Raw genomic sequence first — 14,223 nt, 5'->3', positions numbered from 1 at the left:
GGCCGAGGCACGCACCGAGGCGCTGGCGGCGCAGCTGCACGAGGAGGGCTTCGCCGACGAGGCCGCCGCCGGACTCGCCCGGCTCAGCCCGGCCGAGATGCAGGCTGGTCAGGCCGCCATCCGCGCCTACGACGACGACCTCGCCGGCGCCCGCGGGGTGCTGGCCGAGGCCGACCTGGCCGGGCTGCCCGAGAACCCCATCGACCTCGACCCGACCCGGCTCGCCCTTCAGGCCGCCGGCGCCGCCCGCGACGACGCCCTAGCCCGCCGGGAATCGCTGCGTGAACGTGCCACCGCGCTCACCGCCCTGGTGGGGGATGCCCGGGCCCGGTTCGCCCTCGCCGCGGACCTGCTCACCACCCAGGCCCAGGTGCGTCAGCTCGCCGCCGTGGTGCACGGCGACGACCCGAACACCAAGCGCATGAAGCTGGAGACCTACGTGCTGGCCGCGCAGCTCGAGGAGATCATCGCCGCGGCGAACAACCGGCTGCGCACCATGACCGGCGGCCGGTACGCGCTCGAACACGACGACGCACTGCAATACCGTGGCAGCCAGGCCGGACTCGGGCTGGCGATCCGGGACGAGCACACCGGCCGGGCCCGGGCGACTCACTCGCTGTCCGGCGGCGAGACCTTCCTCGCGTCGCTCGCCCTGGCACTCGGGCTCGCCGAGGTGGTCTCCAACCAGGCCGGCGGCATCGCGCTGGACACCCTCTTCGTGGACGAGGGATTCGGGTCGCTGGACGCCGAGACCCTCGAGACGGCCATGAGTACCCTCGACAGCCTGCGGGCCGGCGGCCGCACCATCGGCCTGATCAGCCACGTCGAGTCGATGAAGGAGCAGATCCCGGCGAAGCTCGCGATCAGGGTGACCGCGCAGGGCTACAGCGAAATAATCCCGTAGGCACGCCGCGATCGAGCGGATCGCGGCACACTGTGTTCATGAGCCGCACCCCTTCCGAGCCCGCCGCGCAACCCGCCTCCTCGTCCGCCGCCGCGGGCTGGACGACCCTGACGTTCGTCTACCTGGCCCTGGCCATCGTGGGACTGATCGGCACCTGGACCTGGAACATCCAGGCGATCATGCAGGCCAGCGACTTCATCGGCGACTGGACCATGAGCGGACCGGCGGTGTCGTCGCTGACCACCGACCTGCTCGTGGCGGCGATCGCCGGCAGCGTCTTCATCATCGTGGAGGCCCGCCGGCTCGGCATGCGCGCAGGCTGGGCCTACGTCGTATTCGGGTTGATCACGGCGTTCGCGTTCACGTTCCCGTTGTTCCTGGCCATGCGGCAGCGCCGGCTGGTGATGACGACCTGAGCCTTCAGCTCACATCGCCGGCCGCGAGGCCGGCGTCGTCACCCGCGAACCGTTCCCGCAGGGCGTGGAAGTGCGACACGGTCAGTCCGTGCCGGAGTAGGTACGGTTCGGCACCGCCGAGAGCGTCGATGGTGGCCAGGGCAGCCCGCAGGGCGTCCGGCTGCGGCTCGGCGAGCAGCGCGGCGGCCACGGCCTCGTCGTGCGGCAGTCCCGCGGCGAGCAGGGTCAACGCGAGAACCAGGCCGGCCGGATGTTCACCGCCGGGGCCGTGCGCCACGAGCGGCCCGTCGCCCGCAGCGAGAACGGCCACGGCATCGGTCAGCTCACGGCCGCCATGGGCGACCAGGTCGGTGTAGTCCTGTACTCGCTGCGTGACGGGATTAGTCATGCTGCAGTCTCCGTCGCCGAGGTGAACGGCAGGTGACGCTCAGGCCAATCCCGGCTCCAGATCCGGCGAGGTGCGCCGACCCAGCCGGCTCAGCCCGATCGCGATGGCCGAGATGCCCGCGATGACGACGGCGATCACCAGGACGTAGAGGAACACCGACGGCCAGCCACCCGGCTCGTCGGGGTTGAGGAACGGGTAGGTCCACCAGTCGGTGAACGTGCCGCGCAACAACGCATAGGCCAGCCACACCAGCGGGTAGATCAGCGCGAACCAGATCCGCTTCCAGGCCAGCGCCGGGCGGCCCGGTGCCAGCAGCCAGTCGAGCAGGATCAGGGCCGGCGCCCACACGTGCAGGACCTCGTTGGGCCAGGTGAGCCCCTCGAAGGTGCCGTCGGCGGGCTGGTTGCGCAGCAAAAGGTTGTAGACCACCCCGGTGATCACGGCGTACGCGAGCGTCGACATCCGCACCCGCGCCAGCAGCTCGGGTTCGGCAGCCAGGCGCAGCGCGAGAACACCGCCGACGAAGAGCACCACCACGTTCATCAGGCTGGACTGAATCGTGAAGAAACCGAAGTACGCGGCAGGGTCGAACGCGTCGTTCAGGAGTTGGTCGGTGATCTGGGTCACGATAGCGGCCAGCACGAGCGCGGCGAGCAAGATGCGCAGCACCCCCACAGCGCGTCGGAAAGGGGTCGGGGAGTCGTCGAGCCCGGCGGGCACAGCAGCGGAATTCACCTGATCAGGTTAGTGCAGGGCCCAAAAATGCACGTGCAGATCAGAAGGGGAACAGCAGCCGGTGCAGGAACTGGCGGGTGCGCTCGTGCTGGGGGTTCCGCAGCATCTCCTTCGGATCGCCGTGCTCCACGATGGTGCCGCCGTCGACGAAAGCCACCTCGGTGGCCACCTCCCGGGCGAATTCGAGTTCGTGGGTGACGATCACCATCGTCCAGCCCTCGGCGGCGAGCTCCTTGATCAGGCGCAGCACGTCGCCGACAAGCTCGGGGTCCAGGGCACTGGTCGGCTCGTCAAAGAGCAGCAGGGTAGGTCGGAGGGCCAGGGCCCGGACGATGCCTACCCGCTGCTGTTGCCCACCGGACAGTTCGAACGGGTAGCTGTCGCGCTTCTCACCGAGGCCGACCCTCTCCAGCAGCGCCAGGGCCTCGGTCTCGACCTCGGCGCGGGGGCGCCGCTGCACGACGACGGGTCCTTCCATCACATTTTCGAGCACGGTCTTGTGCGGAAAGAGGTTGTAGTGCTGAAAGACCATCGCCGAGCGGTCCCGCAATGTGCCGAGGGTCTTCTTCGGAACGCCGGCGCGGGATCCGTGGGCAGCGGCGAAGTCGATGGTCACGGGTGCGTGAGTCGCGTCATCCGCTCCGATGATCTCGATGGTGCCGCCGTCGGAGATCTCCAGGCCGTTCAGGCAGCGGAGCACGGTGGTCTTGCCCGAGCCTGACGGCCCGATCAGCGCGAGCACCTCGCCGCGCGCGACGGTGAGGTCGATGGATTTCAGGACCTGGTTGTCCCCGAAGCTCTTCTGCAGGCCTCGAACCGTGAGCAGCTTCTGGTCAGTGGGCGACATAGCGGTCCAATCGCTTTTCAAGCACGCCCTGGCCGCTGGAGAGCACCAGGCAGATGACCCAGTAGAGCAGGGCGGCCTCGAGGTACAGGGCCATGAACTGCTGGCTGAAGGCCGCCACCTGCTGGGCCTCGCGGAACAGCTCGGTGACCAGGATCAGCGAGGCCAGGGAGGTGTCCTTGACCAGGCTGATGAAGGTGTTGGAGAGCGGCGGCACGGACACCCGGGCCGCCTGCGGCAGGATGATGCGGGTGAGGGCACGCCGGTGCGACATGCCGATCATGTACGCGGCCTCCCACTGGCCCTTGGGCACCGAGAGGATGGCGGCTCGGATCACCTCGGCTGCGTAGCCGCCGACGTTGATCGAGAACGCGACGATGGCGCTGGGCCACGGGTCGATGACGATGCCCAGCGAGGGCAGGCCGTAGAAGATCACGAACAACTGCACCAGCAGCGGGGTGCCACGCACGATGGAGATATAGACCTGTGCGATCGAGGACAGCCACCGGCGCTTCGACAGACGCATCAACGCCAGGCCCAGGGCCAGCACGAGTCCGATCGCGAACGACGCCAGGGCCAACGGGATCGTTCCGGTGATGGCACCGTGGATCAGGGGCCACAGCGAATCCAGCAGGAGTTGCCAGGTGGACTCGCTCACTGCGAGACGTCAGCTCCGAAGTAGGTGTCGGAAATGGCGGCCAGGGTACCGTCCTCGCTGAGCGTGGCGAGGGCATCCGACACGGCCTCGGCCAGAGCGGTGCCCTCGGGGGCGAAAGCGAAGGCACTCTCGGAGCGCTCCTCGGTTTCCGCGGCGATCTTCAGGCCCGCGGCGCCGGTCTGCTTCTTGTAGTCGAGGTAGGTCAGCTTGTCGTTGACGGTGGCGTCGACGCGGCCCTGCTCCACGAGGGCGACGGACTGGGCCCAGCCCTCGACGGACTGCACGGTGGCGCCACTCTCGGTGGCCAGCGTGTACCAGTTGCTGGTGAGCGACTGGGCGGTGGTCTTGCCGGCCAGGTCGGCGAACGACGCGATGGAGGTGTTGTCCTCCGGTACCACGATGACGCCGGTGGAGTAGGTGTACGGGGTGGAGAACGTGTAAGCCTCCACGCGCTCCGGGGTGATCGACACCTGGTTGGCGATGGTGTCGAAACGGCCGGCTTCGAGGCCGGCGAAGATCGCGTCCCACTGGGTCTCTTCGAATTCGGCCTCAACGCCCAGCTGGTCGGCGACGGCGCGGGCCACCTCGACGTCATAACCGGTGAGCTCGCCGGAACCGTCGGCGTGGTACGAGAACGGCCGGTAGGTGCCCTCGGTGCCGATGGTCAGGGTGCCGGATTCGAGGACCGAACTCAACGACTCGTCGGTGCCGGCCGCGGCGCCGTCGCTGCCGGAATCACCGGCGGAAGCGCTGCACCCGGTCAGGGCCACCGCGGCGGCAATGGTGAGGACGGTGGCGGAGACGAGGTGGCGCTTCATGTATGTGTTCATCCAATGTGCTGATCAAGATGCGGGCGTACGTACCAGGTTAACAAGCCCGGCCCGGTTCTGAATATTCCGATGACGCCGGATGACGCTGTGACGACTCCCGTGCCCCCCCGTTCGAGAACCTGTCGGCTCCGGGGCTTTCGGCATATGCTGCCGCCGTCGCACTCAACCCGAAGGAGTACGCATGAAATTGTCGTCGGCTCAGCACGATCGTTCGGCCGCTGTTTTGCTCGGCATGGCCTGTGGGGATGCCCTCGGTGCCGGATACGCCTACGCGGGTCCGCTACCGCCCACCGCGGTGGTGGGGGTGCGCGGCGGAGCCGGCACGACCTGGGCCCGAGGGGAGTGGACCGACTACACGGCCCTGGCCGTCCCGGTGGCGCGCGCCGTGGCCGACGGACTCGATCTGCGCCAGGAGTCCACTCTCGACCTCATCACCGCGGAGTGGGTGGACTGGGCCGACACCGCGCCGTACGCCGGCAACCAGCTCGACGCCGCGTTGTCCGGACCGGACCGGACGGCCGCCGCCGTACGAGCCGCCGCCCGCGCTCGGCACGACAGAGTGGGCCGAAGCGCCGGCAACGGTTGCCTGCTCCGCACCGCCCCGGTGGCCTTGGCGTTCCTGCACGATCCCGACGGCCTGGCCGACGCCGCACGCCGGCTGAGCGAGCTCACCCACTGCGAGACCGACGCCGGGGACGCCTGCGTGCTCTGGGGGCTGGCCATCCGCCACACCGTCCTGACCGGAGAACTCGACCTGCGGGTGGGTCTGGGCACCCTGTCGCCGGGCCGGCGTGAACTCTGGTCGGCGCGCATCAACCACGCCGAGCGCCGCCAGCCCCGCGATTTCACGCGCAACGGCTGGGTCGTGCAGGCGGTGCAGGGTGCCTGGTCGGCCATCGTACACACCCGTGACGAGCCCGGCGCGACAGCGGATGCCGGCCAGTACCGTCTGGGCATCGAGGCGGCCGTGCGCGGCGGCGGTAACACCGACGCTGTGGCCGGCATAGCCGGTGCGCTGCTCGCCGCCCAGTGGGGCCTGGCCGCGGTGCCCAGCGAATGGCGCCGACTGGTGCAGGGCTGGCCCGGCCTGCGCGGAGCCGACCTGGTACGTCTGTCGGTGCTCGCCGCGCACAGCCAGGACACTAACGAGGCCGGCGAGCGGGAGAGTTTTCGGCTCCACGCCGTGAAGTAGCTCGGCTACGACCGCAGCGCCAGCGTGAACGGCAGCACGCCCGGCGCGCCCGCGCGGCGGAGCAGCCGGCCGGCGACGGTGAGGGTCCACCGGCTGTCGCCGAGGTCGTCGACCAGCAGCACCGGCCCGTCGGCTCCGGCCAGGTTGGCGGCCAGCTCCGGGCCGACCTCGAAGGCACCCCAGACGCTGGAGAGCCGATAGGCGCTGTTGCCGCCGGATTCGCCGGTGGGCCCTGCGCCCACCAGGCTCAGCGTGCCCAGTTGCGGCAGCCGCCCCACCCGGCTGAGTTCGGCGGCCACCGAGGCCACCAGTAGCGGATGCCGGCGGGACGGCATGGCCACCACCCCCACGGGCCGTTCGGCCCAGCCCCACTCGGCGAGCACCCGCACGCAGGCGGCCAGCAGCGCCGGCGAGGCGGGCGCATCCGGGGTGTTGGGCGCGAAAGTATCGCGCAGGGTGTTGCCCCAGCCCAGGTCGGTGAGTCGGGCCAGAGCGCGACCGGGCAGCACCCTGTCGCCGGCGTCGATGCGGCCCTTGGCGCTCACGCCGAGCCTGTCGGCGCCGGTGGGCCATTGGGCGCGGGGTTCCAGGGCCACGCCCACCCGGTCCAGGGCCGAGGCCGCGGTGCTCGCCGCATCGGCCTGAACGTCGGTGGGGTACCAGGGGGCCGTGCAGTTGTCGCAGCGGCCGCAGGGCACGGCGGTGTCGTCGTCGAGAGCGCGCTGGAGGAACTCCATCCGGCAGCCGGCGATGCGTTCGTAGTCGAGCATGGCGTTCTGCTCGGCCACCCTTGCCGCGCCGATGCGCTCGTAGCGATCGCTGTCGTAGACCCAGGGCTGTCCGGTGGCCAGCCAGCCGCCGGTCACCCGGCGCACGGCGCCGTCGACGTCGAGCACCTTGAGCAGCAGTTCCAGCGGGGAACGCCGGAGGTCGACCCGGGACTCCAGGGCGGGCGTGGACAGCGGGGCGCCACCGTTGGCGTGTAGCGCCTGCAGCACGGCCTCGGCCTTGTGCTGGCTGGGCATCGACGAGGTGGCGAAGTACTGCCAGATGGCCTCGTCTTCGACACCCGGCAGCAGCAACACGTCGGCATTCTCGGTGGCACGGCCGGCACGGCCGACCTGCTGGTAGTAGGCGACCGGGCTGCTGGGGGCGCCGAGATGCAGCACAAAGCCCAGGTCGGGCTTGTCGAAGCCCATGCCCAGGGCGCTGGTGGCCACGAGGGCCTTCACCTGGTTGGCCTTGAGCAGCCCCTCGGACTCCTCGCGTTCGGTGGTGTCGGTCTGGCCGGTGTACGCACGGACGGCGTGGCCGGCATCCCGCAGCAGCCGGGCGGTGTCCTCGGCGGCCGAGACCGTGAGGGTGTAGATGATGCCACTGCCGGGCAACTCGGCGAGGTGGCTGAGCAGCCAGGCCAACCGGGCGCGGGAGTCCGGCAGGCGCAACACGCCCAGGCGCAGTGACGCGCGGGCGAGGGGGCCGCGGATGGTGACGACGTCACTGCCCCCGACCGCTACCTGCTCCGCCACATCCGTCACCACCCGGCTGTTGGCCGTGGCCGTGGTGGCCAGCACCGGCACCCCGGCCGGCATCGCCGCGATCAGGTCCCGCAGGCGCCGGTAGTCCGGCCGGAAGTCGTGGCCCCAGTCCGAGATGCAGTGCGCCTCGTCGACCACGAGCAGCCCCACCCGCTCGAGCAGCGCGGGCAGCTGCTCGTCGCGGAAGGACGGGTTGTTCAGGCGTTCGGGGGAGACCAGCAGAACGTCGACCTCGTCCGCGCGGAGCGCAGCGAGCACGTCGGTCCACTCGTGGGCGTTGGCAGAGTTGATCGACACGGCCCGCACGCCGGCGCGGGCAGCGGCGGCCACCTGGTCACGCATCAGGGCCAGCAGCGGGGACACCAGGATGGTGGGGCCGGCACCCTGGCGGCGCAGCAGCAGGGTCGCGACGAAGTAGACCGCCGACTTGCCCCAGCCGGTGCGCTGCACCACGAGGGCCCGGCGGCGCTGGTCGACGAGGGTTTCGATGGCCTCATACTGGCCCTCGTGGAAGTCGGCGTCGGGCCGGCCCACCAGGGTGCGCAGGATCTCGAGGGCGGCCTCGCGGGTATTCGGCGTCACAGCGCGTCGAGCCTGGCGGCCACATCGGCGGGGAACCCGCCGGTCGCGATCGGGCTCCACCGGGTGGGCGTGATCCGGATCAAGGACTTGTTCTGCAGGGCCATGGCCCGGCGGTACTCCACCCAGTTCGGGTGTTCGCCGGCGATGCAGCGGTAGTAATCGACCAGTCCGTCGCCGGCGGCCGGCATGTGCAGGATCTCGGCGGTGCCGTCGACCTGCACCCAGGCGCCGTCCCACTCGTCCGAGAGCACGAGCACCGACGTCTGCGGGTCGCGTTCGGCGTTTCGGGTCTTTGCCCGCGACGGGTAGGAGGAGATCACCAGGCGGCCCGCATCGTCGACGCCGCCGGAGACCGGCGACATCTGCGGCCGGCCGTCGCTGCGGGTGGTGGCGAGCAGCATCCGGTGCCGCGGCCGCACAAAATCGAGCAGGTCGGGCAGGGAGACGGTGGTGCTGGTTGCGACGTTTCTGGCCATTCCCTCAGGCTAACGGGACCCCCTGACACGCTTCACGCCGTGCCGAGTACAAAATCGTGAGTCTGCCCCGGATACAGCTGCGCCTCCCGCCCCTCGACGCGCACCCGGATGGGCGTGGCCCCGCCGCTGGGCAGCTGAAGCCTGAGGGTGGTCGGCGTGACCTCGACGTGCACCGATTGGTCTCGGTAGTTGATGCTGAAGGCGATCTTCTCGAGCCGGGCCGGCAGCACGGGGTGCAGCCAGAGCATGTCGTCGCGGATCTCCAGGCCGGTGTAGCAGCGCACGACCATGTCGACGGACCCCGCCATCGCGCCCAGGTGGATGCCCTCGTGGGTGGTGCCGCCCCGGCCGTTGTCGAGGTCGCTGGTCAGCGCCCGGCAGAGCGAGTCCCAGGAGCGTTCGCGGTCGGCGCGGGCATCCACCCAGGAATGCACCACATTGCTCAGCGTCGAGCCGTGCGTCGACCTGGTGCGATAGAACTCGACCGTGCGCCGGATCTGGTCGGGGGAGAGCGAGTAGCCCAGCTCCTCGACCAGGTCGCGCAGCTCCTCGGCCGAGAACAGGTAGAGCAGCATCAGTACGTCGGCCTGCTTGGCGACCCTGTAGTTGTTGCTGCTGTCACCCTCGGCATTGAGGATCAGGTCCAGGCGGCCCAACGAACGGTCAGTGCTGCCGTAGGTGTCCCGGTAGTGCGCCCAGTCCAGCTCGGGCAGGGCCTCGTACCCGTCGAATTGGCTGATCACCCCGTCGGCATGGAAGGCCAGCCGCAGGCGCCGGCCGATCCTTTCCCAGGTGTCCACCTCGTCGGGCCCGAGCCGCAGCCGGTTCCACAACGGCCGGCAGGCCCGGCCCTCGAGCACGGCGACGGTGTCGACGGCGCGACGCATCAGCCAGGCGACCATCACATTGGTGTACGCGTTGGTGCGCACACCCCCGCCGGGGTGGCCGGGGAGCCCGTCGTGGAACTCGTCGGGCCCCATCGTCCCGCCGATGTCGAACCTGTCGAACACGTCATCGTAGTCGGTGAGGGACGCGAAGAACCTGGCGATCTCCAGCAGCAGCTCGGCGCCCTGCTCGATCAGGTACTCGACATCTCCGGTGGCCTGGTAGTAGCCCCACACGCTGTAGGCGATCGCCAGGCCCACGTGGTGCTGCAGGCCCGAGTGGTCCGGCATCCACCGGTTGGTGCGCGGGTTGAAGAGCTCGGTGGGGGTGACCTCGCGGCCATCGATGCCGCTCTGCCAGGGAAACCTGGCGCCCTCGTGGCCGGCGGCAGTCGCGGCGGCCCTGGCTTCGCCCAACCGACGGTACCGGTAGCCCAGCAGGATGCGGCTGAGGTCGGGCCGGCGCAGGGTGAGCACCGGGTAGACGAACATCTCATCCCAGAAGACGTGGCCGCGGTACCCCTCACCGTGCAGTCCGCGGGCGGGCACACCGGCGTCGAGGTCGGCATCCACAGCGGCCACGGTTTGCAGAACGTGGAAGGTGTTGACGTTGAGCGCGAGCGACTGCCGCGAACCATCGTGCAGGTGCACCGCGAATTCGTCCCAGAGAATCTCCCATTCCCGCTCGTGCGCGGCGAGGAGCTCGGCGGTCTCCGGAAGCCGGCCGAGCCAGGTGGCCACCGCCATCGAGGGGGAGAGGATCGCACGGTCCCTGGAGGTGCTCACGACGACGACCTTCTCAACCCGGAGGGGGACGCCCCTCTCGAGGGTGAGGTCGAACTCGTGGGCGACCCAGCGGCTGGAGTCGGTGAGAAATCGTCTCTCGGGTTCGAGCAGGGTGTCGCCGGAATAGGCGCGGGTGCGGGCGGCCATGGCGATGTGGATGCCCGACCGGGTGGTCTCCACCTCGAGCAGCACCGCGTCCCCCCTCAGCTCCCGCGTGGTGCGAGGCATCAGGTGCAGGTGGGCGAGCAGTCTGTCGGTGGCCACGTTGCGGTTGGCCACCCGGCCATCGATGGCCGAACGCACGGTCAGCGGCCCCGACCAGTCCTCGGCGACGAAGGTGGTCTCGAGCACCGCAACGTGAGGCGACGCCTGGGACACGAACCGCCGGCTCTGCACCCGGGTGACACGGCCGCGCGCGTCACGGAACCGCATCAGCCGGGTGAGCAGACCACGGCGCAGGTCGAGTTCCTGGTTGTAGTCGAGCAGGTCCGCGGTCTCCGGATGGAACCAGCCGGTGTCGGGGGCGGTGAAGTCGCCCACACTGCTGCTGCCGCCGCCGGTGCGGAACCAGAGGGAGAGCCAGTTGGGGGCGTTCACCAGGTGTTCGTCGTCGCGCACGTGCTCACCGGGAACCCCCGCCGTCGGCGCGCCGGGCGAGGGCTCGAACGGGGTGCGGATACCGGGCTCGCCGGCGGCCACGGTCTCGCCGATGGCTTCGCCCACGTGTACCTCGGTGCTCAACGGGTTGTAGACCCCGGCGAGGTAGGTGCCCGGGTAGTGCACGGCATCCGTGCGCGCCTCCGGAGCGGCGCCGCGGGTGCCCCAGTAGCCGTTTCCGAGGGTGCACAGCGCCTCGCGGTAGCCCTCCGCCTCCGGGTCGAACCCGTCGAAGCGCAGCAGCCACGGGTCGACCGGGTTGTCGTTCTCGTCCTCGGTCTCGGTCACGGTGGCCTCCTCGTCTGGTCCCGAGAGTCGCACCGCTGGCCGCGCTTGTCGAGGTGCGGGTGGTTGGATGGAGTCATGACTTCACTCTCGGCATACATCGACGACTTCGCCAGCTTCATCACCGCGTCGCCGTCGTCGTACCACGCGGCAGCCGAGGCCGCCCGGCGGCTCGACGACGCCGGATTCGAGCGCCGCGACGAGGCGGATGACTGGACGGCCGGCACGAGCGCCGGCCGCTTCTACGTCGTGCGGGACGGCGCCATCGTCGCGTGGGTGCAACCGGCCGGGGCCACGCCGACAACTCCGTTCCGGATCCTCGGGTCGCACACCGACTCACCGGGCTTCAAGCTCAAGCCCAAGCCCACCACCGGGTCCTACGGCTGGCTGCAGGCCGGCGTCGAGGTGTACGGCGGTCCGCTGGCCAACTCCTGGCTCGACCGTGAGCTCGAGCTCGCCGGCCGGCTGGTCAGCACCGACGGGGTGGCGCACCTGGTGCGCACCGGCCCGTTCCTGCGCATCCCGCAGCTGGCCGTGCACCTGGACCGCACCGCCAACGAGGCTCTCAGCCTCGACCGGCAGCGGCACCTCAACCCGGTGTTCGGGGTGGGTGACCTCCGCCAGGCCGACCTGGTCGGGCATCTGGCCGCGCTCGCCGGGGTGGCGCCTGAGGACGTCGCCGGCTACGACATCCTCACCGCCGACACCAACCCGCCGGCCCGGTTCGGCCTGCACAACGAGCTCTTCGCCGCGGGCCGGATGGACAACCTTTCCTCGGTGCACGCCGGCCTGGTGGCGCTGATCCGGTCCTCGGGCAGCGAGGAGACCATCAACGTGCTCGCCGCGTTCGACCACGAGGAGCTGGGGTCGCAGTCCAGGTCGGGGGCGAGCGGGCCGATGCTCGACGACATCCTCAGCCGCATCGGCGATGACCTCGGTGCCACGATGTCGGAGCGGAAGCGCGCCTACGCCGACTCCTGGTGCGTCTCGGCCGACGCCGGCCATTCCGTGCACCCGAACTACCCGGAGCGGCACGACCCGGCCAACGTGCCGTTGGCCGGCCGGGGCCCGCTGCTCAAGATCAACGGTAACCAGCGCTACGCGACGGATGCGGCCGGTGCGGCCCTCTGGGCGCGCTGCAGTGCCGCTGCCGGCGTGCCGTTTCAGGAGTTCGTGTCGAACAACACGGTGCCCTGCGGCTCCACGATCGGGCCGCTCACGGCCACCCGGCTGGGCATCCGCACCGTGGACGTGGGCATCCCGCTGCTGTCGATGCACTCGGCGCGGGAGCTTGCCCATGTGAACGACCCGTTCTCGCTGTCCGCCGCGATCGGCGCGTTCTTCGCCGGGGCGTAGGGGCGGCTCGCGGCACGCGTTGGCTCCCGCGGCACACCTTAGTTCCGGCGGCACGCGCTAGAACATGTGCCGCCGCGCACAACGTGTGCCGCGACGCACAACACGTGCCGCCGCGCACGTCACATGCCACGAGCGGGTGGCGGCACCCTGGCCGGGCTACAACTGCCCGGTGAGTCGCCCGTGCATTGCCCGGCTACGCTCGTCCAGGCCGTGGAAGGTGACCGTGGCGCCGTGCTGGCGGTACTTCGTTTCGACGGAGTCGAGCACCGCGACGGTGGACGCATCCCAGATCTGCGCTTGGGACAGGTCCACGTCGATGACGGCGGGGTCGACCCCGTAGGAGAACTGCTCGACGAGGTCGTTGCTGCTGCCGAAGAACAGCGGTCCGCTCACCGCGTAGCGCACCGACTGGCCGTCGTCGGCGAGCACCCGGTCCACACGCACCACGTGCGCCACCCGCCGCGCGAACAGCACCATGGCCAGCACGACGCCGGCGCCGATGCCGATGGCCAGGTTGTGGGTGGCCACGACCACGGCGACCGTGGTGAGCATCACGACGGTCTCGGGCACGGGCATCCGGCGCAGCGTGCCCGGACGCACACTGTGCCAGTTGACGGTGGTGATGGCCACGACCATCATCACGGCGGCCAGGGCCACCATGGGGATCTGCTCCATCAGGCCGCTGAGCGCGGTGACCAGCAACAGCAGGAAGGCCCCGGCCACGAAGGTGGAGATGCGGGTGCGGGCCCGGCCGAGCTTCACGTTCACGACGGTCTGGCCGATCATCGCGCAGCCGGCGATGCCGCCGTAGAGGCCCGCGAGCATGTTCGCGATCCCCAGCGCCCACGCCTCGCGGCCCTTGGGGGAGCGGGTGTCGGTGATGTCGTCGACGAGCTTGGCGGTGAGCAGTGTCTCCACGAGCCCCACGAAGGCCACGCTCAGCGCGGTGGGCCAGATGATCTGCAGGGTCTCCAGGTTCAGCGGTACGAGCAGCGGGGTGATGCCGGGCAGGCCGCCGGACACGTCGCCCTGGTCGCCGACGGTGGGCACGGCCAGGTGCCAGGTCATGGCGATCGCGGTGACCACCACGATGGCCACCAGCGGGGCGGGCACCACCCTGGTGAATCGGGGCAGCCCGAGCACGATGAGGATGGTGAGGGCGAACAGCGGGTAGACCAGCCACGGAACATCCAGAAGGTGCGGCACCTGGGCGACGAAGATCAGGATGCCCAGCGCGTTGACGAAGCCGATCATCACCGACCGCGGGATGAACCGCATCAGCCGGGCCAGGCCCGTGACACCGAAGAGGATCTGCACGATCCCGGCCAACAACACCGCGGGCAGCAGGTATTCCTCCCCGTGGTCCTTCACGAGCGGCGCCACCACCAGGGCCACGGCGCCCGCGGCTGCGGTGATCATGGCGGAGCGGCCGCCGAGGAACGACATCGAGATGGCCAGAACCACCGAGGCGATCAGGCTCACCTTCGGGTCGACACCGGCGATGATCGAGAACGAGATCACCTCGGGGATCAGCGCCAGGGTGGTGACCACTCCGGCGAGCACCTCGACGCTGAGGGCCTTCGGCCGACGTAGGGTGGCGCGCACTGTCGGCGGGATGGGGATGGCGGGGCGTTGGGACACTGTGCAACTGTAATCGCGGTGTAACTGTGATCGCGCCGCAGCTCCCAGGTA

At 70.1% G+C, this 14,223-nt stretch carries 13 protein-coding genes; 4 read left to right on the top strand and 9 right to left on the bottom strand.

What is annotated here, in order from left to right:
* Positions 1–904, top strand: a 904-nt coding sequence (locus tag E3T19_RS19220) for an SbcC/MukB-like Walker B domain-containing protein (protein WP_304993453.1), incomplete at its 5' end; no start/stop codon positions are given.
* A gap of 38 nt (positions 905–942) precedes the next feature.
* Positions 943–1,320, top strand: coding sequence for a DUF2834 domain-containing protein (locus tag E3T19_RS09390; RefSeq protein WP_088458080.1), 378 nt, complete (start codon positions 943–945; stop codon positions 1,318–1,320).
* Positions 1,321–1,324: 4 nt separating this feature from the next.
* On the opposite strand, the gene E3T19_RS09385 is transcribed toward E3T19_RS09390, so the two are convergent.
* The 5 genes from E3T19_RS09385 to E3T19_RS09365 are packed head-to-tail and all read right to left on the bottom strand — an operon-like array spanning position 1,325 to position 4,763.
* Positions 1,325–1,708 carry a hypothetical protein gene (locus E3T19_RS09385; RefSeq protein ID WP_103461639.1) on the bottom strand — a complete coding sequence of 128 codons (384 nt, stop codon included), beginning with the start codon at positions 1,706–1,708 and terminating at the stop codon, positions 1,325–1,327.
* A gap of 39 nt (positions 1,709–1,747) precedes the next feature.
* A complete protein-coding gene (locus tag E3T19_RS09380) occupies positions 1,748–2,443 on the bottom strand; it encodes a Pr6Pr family membrane protein (protein WP_133159786.1) in 696 nt (231 codons plus the stop codon).
* 40 nt (positions 2,444–2,483) lie between these two features.
* A complete protein-coding gene (locus E3T19_RS09375; RefSeq protein ID WP_134408683.1) occupies positions 2,484–3,290 on the bottom strand; it encodes an amino acid ABC transporter ATP-binding protein in 807 nt (268 codons plus the stop codon).
* The gene (locus E3T19_RS09370; protein ID WP_088456791.1) at positions 3,277–3,945 is read right to left on the bottom strand and encodes an amino acid ABC transporter permease; all 669 of its coding nucleotides are present in this window, start codon (positions 3,943–3,945) and stop codon (positions 3,277–3,279) included. The genes E3T19_RS09375 and E3T19_RS09370 overlap by 14 nt, the downstream gene beginning before the upstream one ends.
* Positions 3,942–4,763 (bottom strand): amino acid ABC transporter substrate-binding protein, encoded by an 822-nt coding sequence (locus E3T19_RS09365; protein WP_088456790.1) that lies wholly within the window; start codon positions 4,761–4,763, stop codon positions 3,942–3,944. The genes E3T19_RS09370 and E3T19_RS09365 overlap by 4 nt, the downstream gene beginning before the upstream one ends.
* A gap of 193 nt (positions 4,764–4,956) precedes the next feature.
* On the opposite strand from E3T19_RS09365, the gene E3T19_RS09360 reads away from it, so the two are divergent.
* Entirely contained in the window at positions 4,957–5,967 is a 1,011-nt protein-coding gene (locus tag E3T19_RS09360) for an ADP-ribosylglycohydrolase family protein (RefSeq protein WP_134408682.1), read from the top strand.
* A gap of 5 nt (positions 5,968–5,972) precedes the next feature.
* Here the strand turns inward: E3T19_RS09360 and E3T19_RS09355 are convergent, their stop codons facing one another.
* The 3 genes from E3T19_RS09355 to E3T19_RS09345 are packed head-to-tail and all read right to left on the bottom strand — an operon-like array spanning position 5,973 to position 11,178.
* Positions 5,973–8,087: a RecQ family ATP-dependent DNA helicase gene (locus tag E3T19_RS09355; protein WP_194087745.1), complete on the bottom strand. Its 2,115-nt coding sequence runs from the start codon at positions 8,085–8,087 to the stop codon at positions 5,973–5,975.
* Positions 8,084–8,563, bottom strand: a complete 480-nt coding sequence (locus tag E3T19_RS09350; protein WP_134408680.1) for a PPOX class F420-dependent oxidoreductase — start codon at positions 8,561–8,563, stop codon at positions 8,084–8,086. Before E3T19_RS09350 ends, E3T19_RS09355 begins: the two co-directional genes overlap by 4 nt.
* 32 nt (positions 8,564–8,595) lie before the next feature.
* The gene (locus tag E3T19_RS09345) at positions 8,596–11,178 is read right to left on the bottom strand and encodes a glycoside hydrolase family 65 protein (RefSeq protein ID WP_174776286.1); all 2,583 of its coding nucleotides are present in this window, start codon (positions 11,176–11,178) and stop codon (positions 8,596–8,598) included.
* A gap of 75 nt (positions 11,179–11,253) precedes the next feature.
* Between E3T19_RS09345 and E3T19_RS09340 the strand changes: the two genes are divergently transcribed.
* The gene (locus E3T19_RS09340; protein WP_103461635.1) at positions 11,254–12,531 is read left to right on the top strand and encodes a M18 family aminopeptidase; all 1,278 of its coding nucleotides are present in this window, start codon (positions 11,254–11,256) and stop codon (positions 12,529–12,531) included.
* A 156-nt stretch (positions 12,532–12,687) separates the two neighbouring features.
* Here the strand turns inward: E3T19_RS09340 and E3T19_RS09335 are convergent, their stop codons facing one another.
* A complete protein-coding gene (locus E3T19_RS09335) occupies positions 12,688–14,172 on the bottom strand; it encodes a SulP family inorganic anion transporter (RefSeq protein ID WP_134408678.1) in 1,485 nt (494 codons plus the stop codon).
* Positions 14,173–14,223 lie beyond the last annotated feature (51 nt).

Source organism: Cryobacterium sp. TMT4-31 (assembly GCF_004403385.1).
GTDB lineage: Bacteria > Actinomycetota > Actinomycetes > Actinomycetales > Microbacteriaceae > Cryobacterium > Cryobacterium zongtaii.
This window is presented reverse-complemented; position numbering and strand designations above follow the sequence as displayed.

Bases quoted from the DNA above. Each gene is read 5' to 3' on its own strand.
- E3T19_RS09390 (WP_088458080.1), top strand. From the start codon at position 943: ATGAGCCGCACCCCTTCCGAGCCCGCCGCGCAACCCGCCTCCTCGTCC.
- E3T19_RS09385 (WP_103461639.1), bottom strand. From the start codon at position 1,708: ATGACTAATCCCGTCACGCAGCGAGTACAGGACTACACCGACCTGGTC.
- E3T19_RS09375 (WP_134408683.1), bottom strand. From the start codon at position 3,290: ATGTCGCCCACTGACCAGAAGCTGCTCACGGTTCGAGGCCTGCAGAAG.
- E3T19_RS09365 (WP_088456790.1), bottom strand. From the start codon at position 4,763: ATGAAGCGCCACCTCGTCTCCGCCACCGTCCTCACCATTGCCGCCGCG.
- E3T19_RS09360 (WP_134408682.1), top strand. From the start codon at position 4,957: ATGAAATTGTCGTCGGCTCAGCACGATCGTTCGGCCGCTGTTTTGCTC.
- E3T19_RS09350 (WP_134408680.1), bottom strand. From the start codon at position 8,563: ATGGCCAGAAACGTCGCAACCAGCACCACCGTCTCCCTGCCCGACCTG.
- E3T19_RS09340 (WP_103461635.1), top strand. From the start codon at position 11,254: ATGACTTCACTCTCGGCATACATCGACGACTTCGCCAGCTTCATCACC.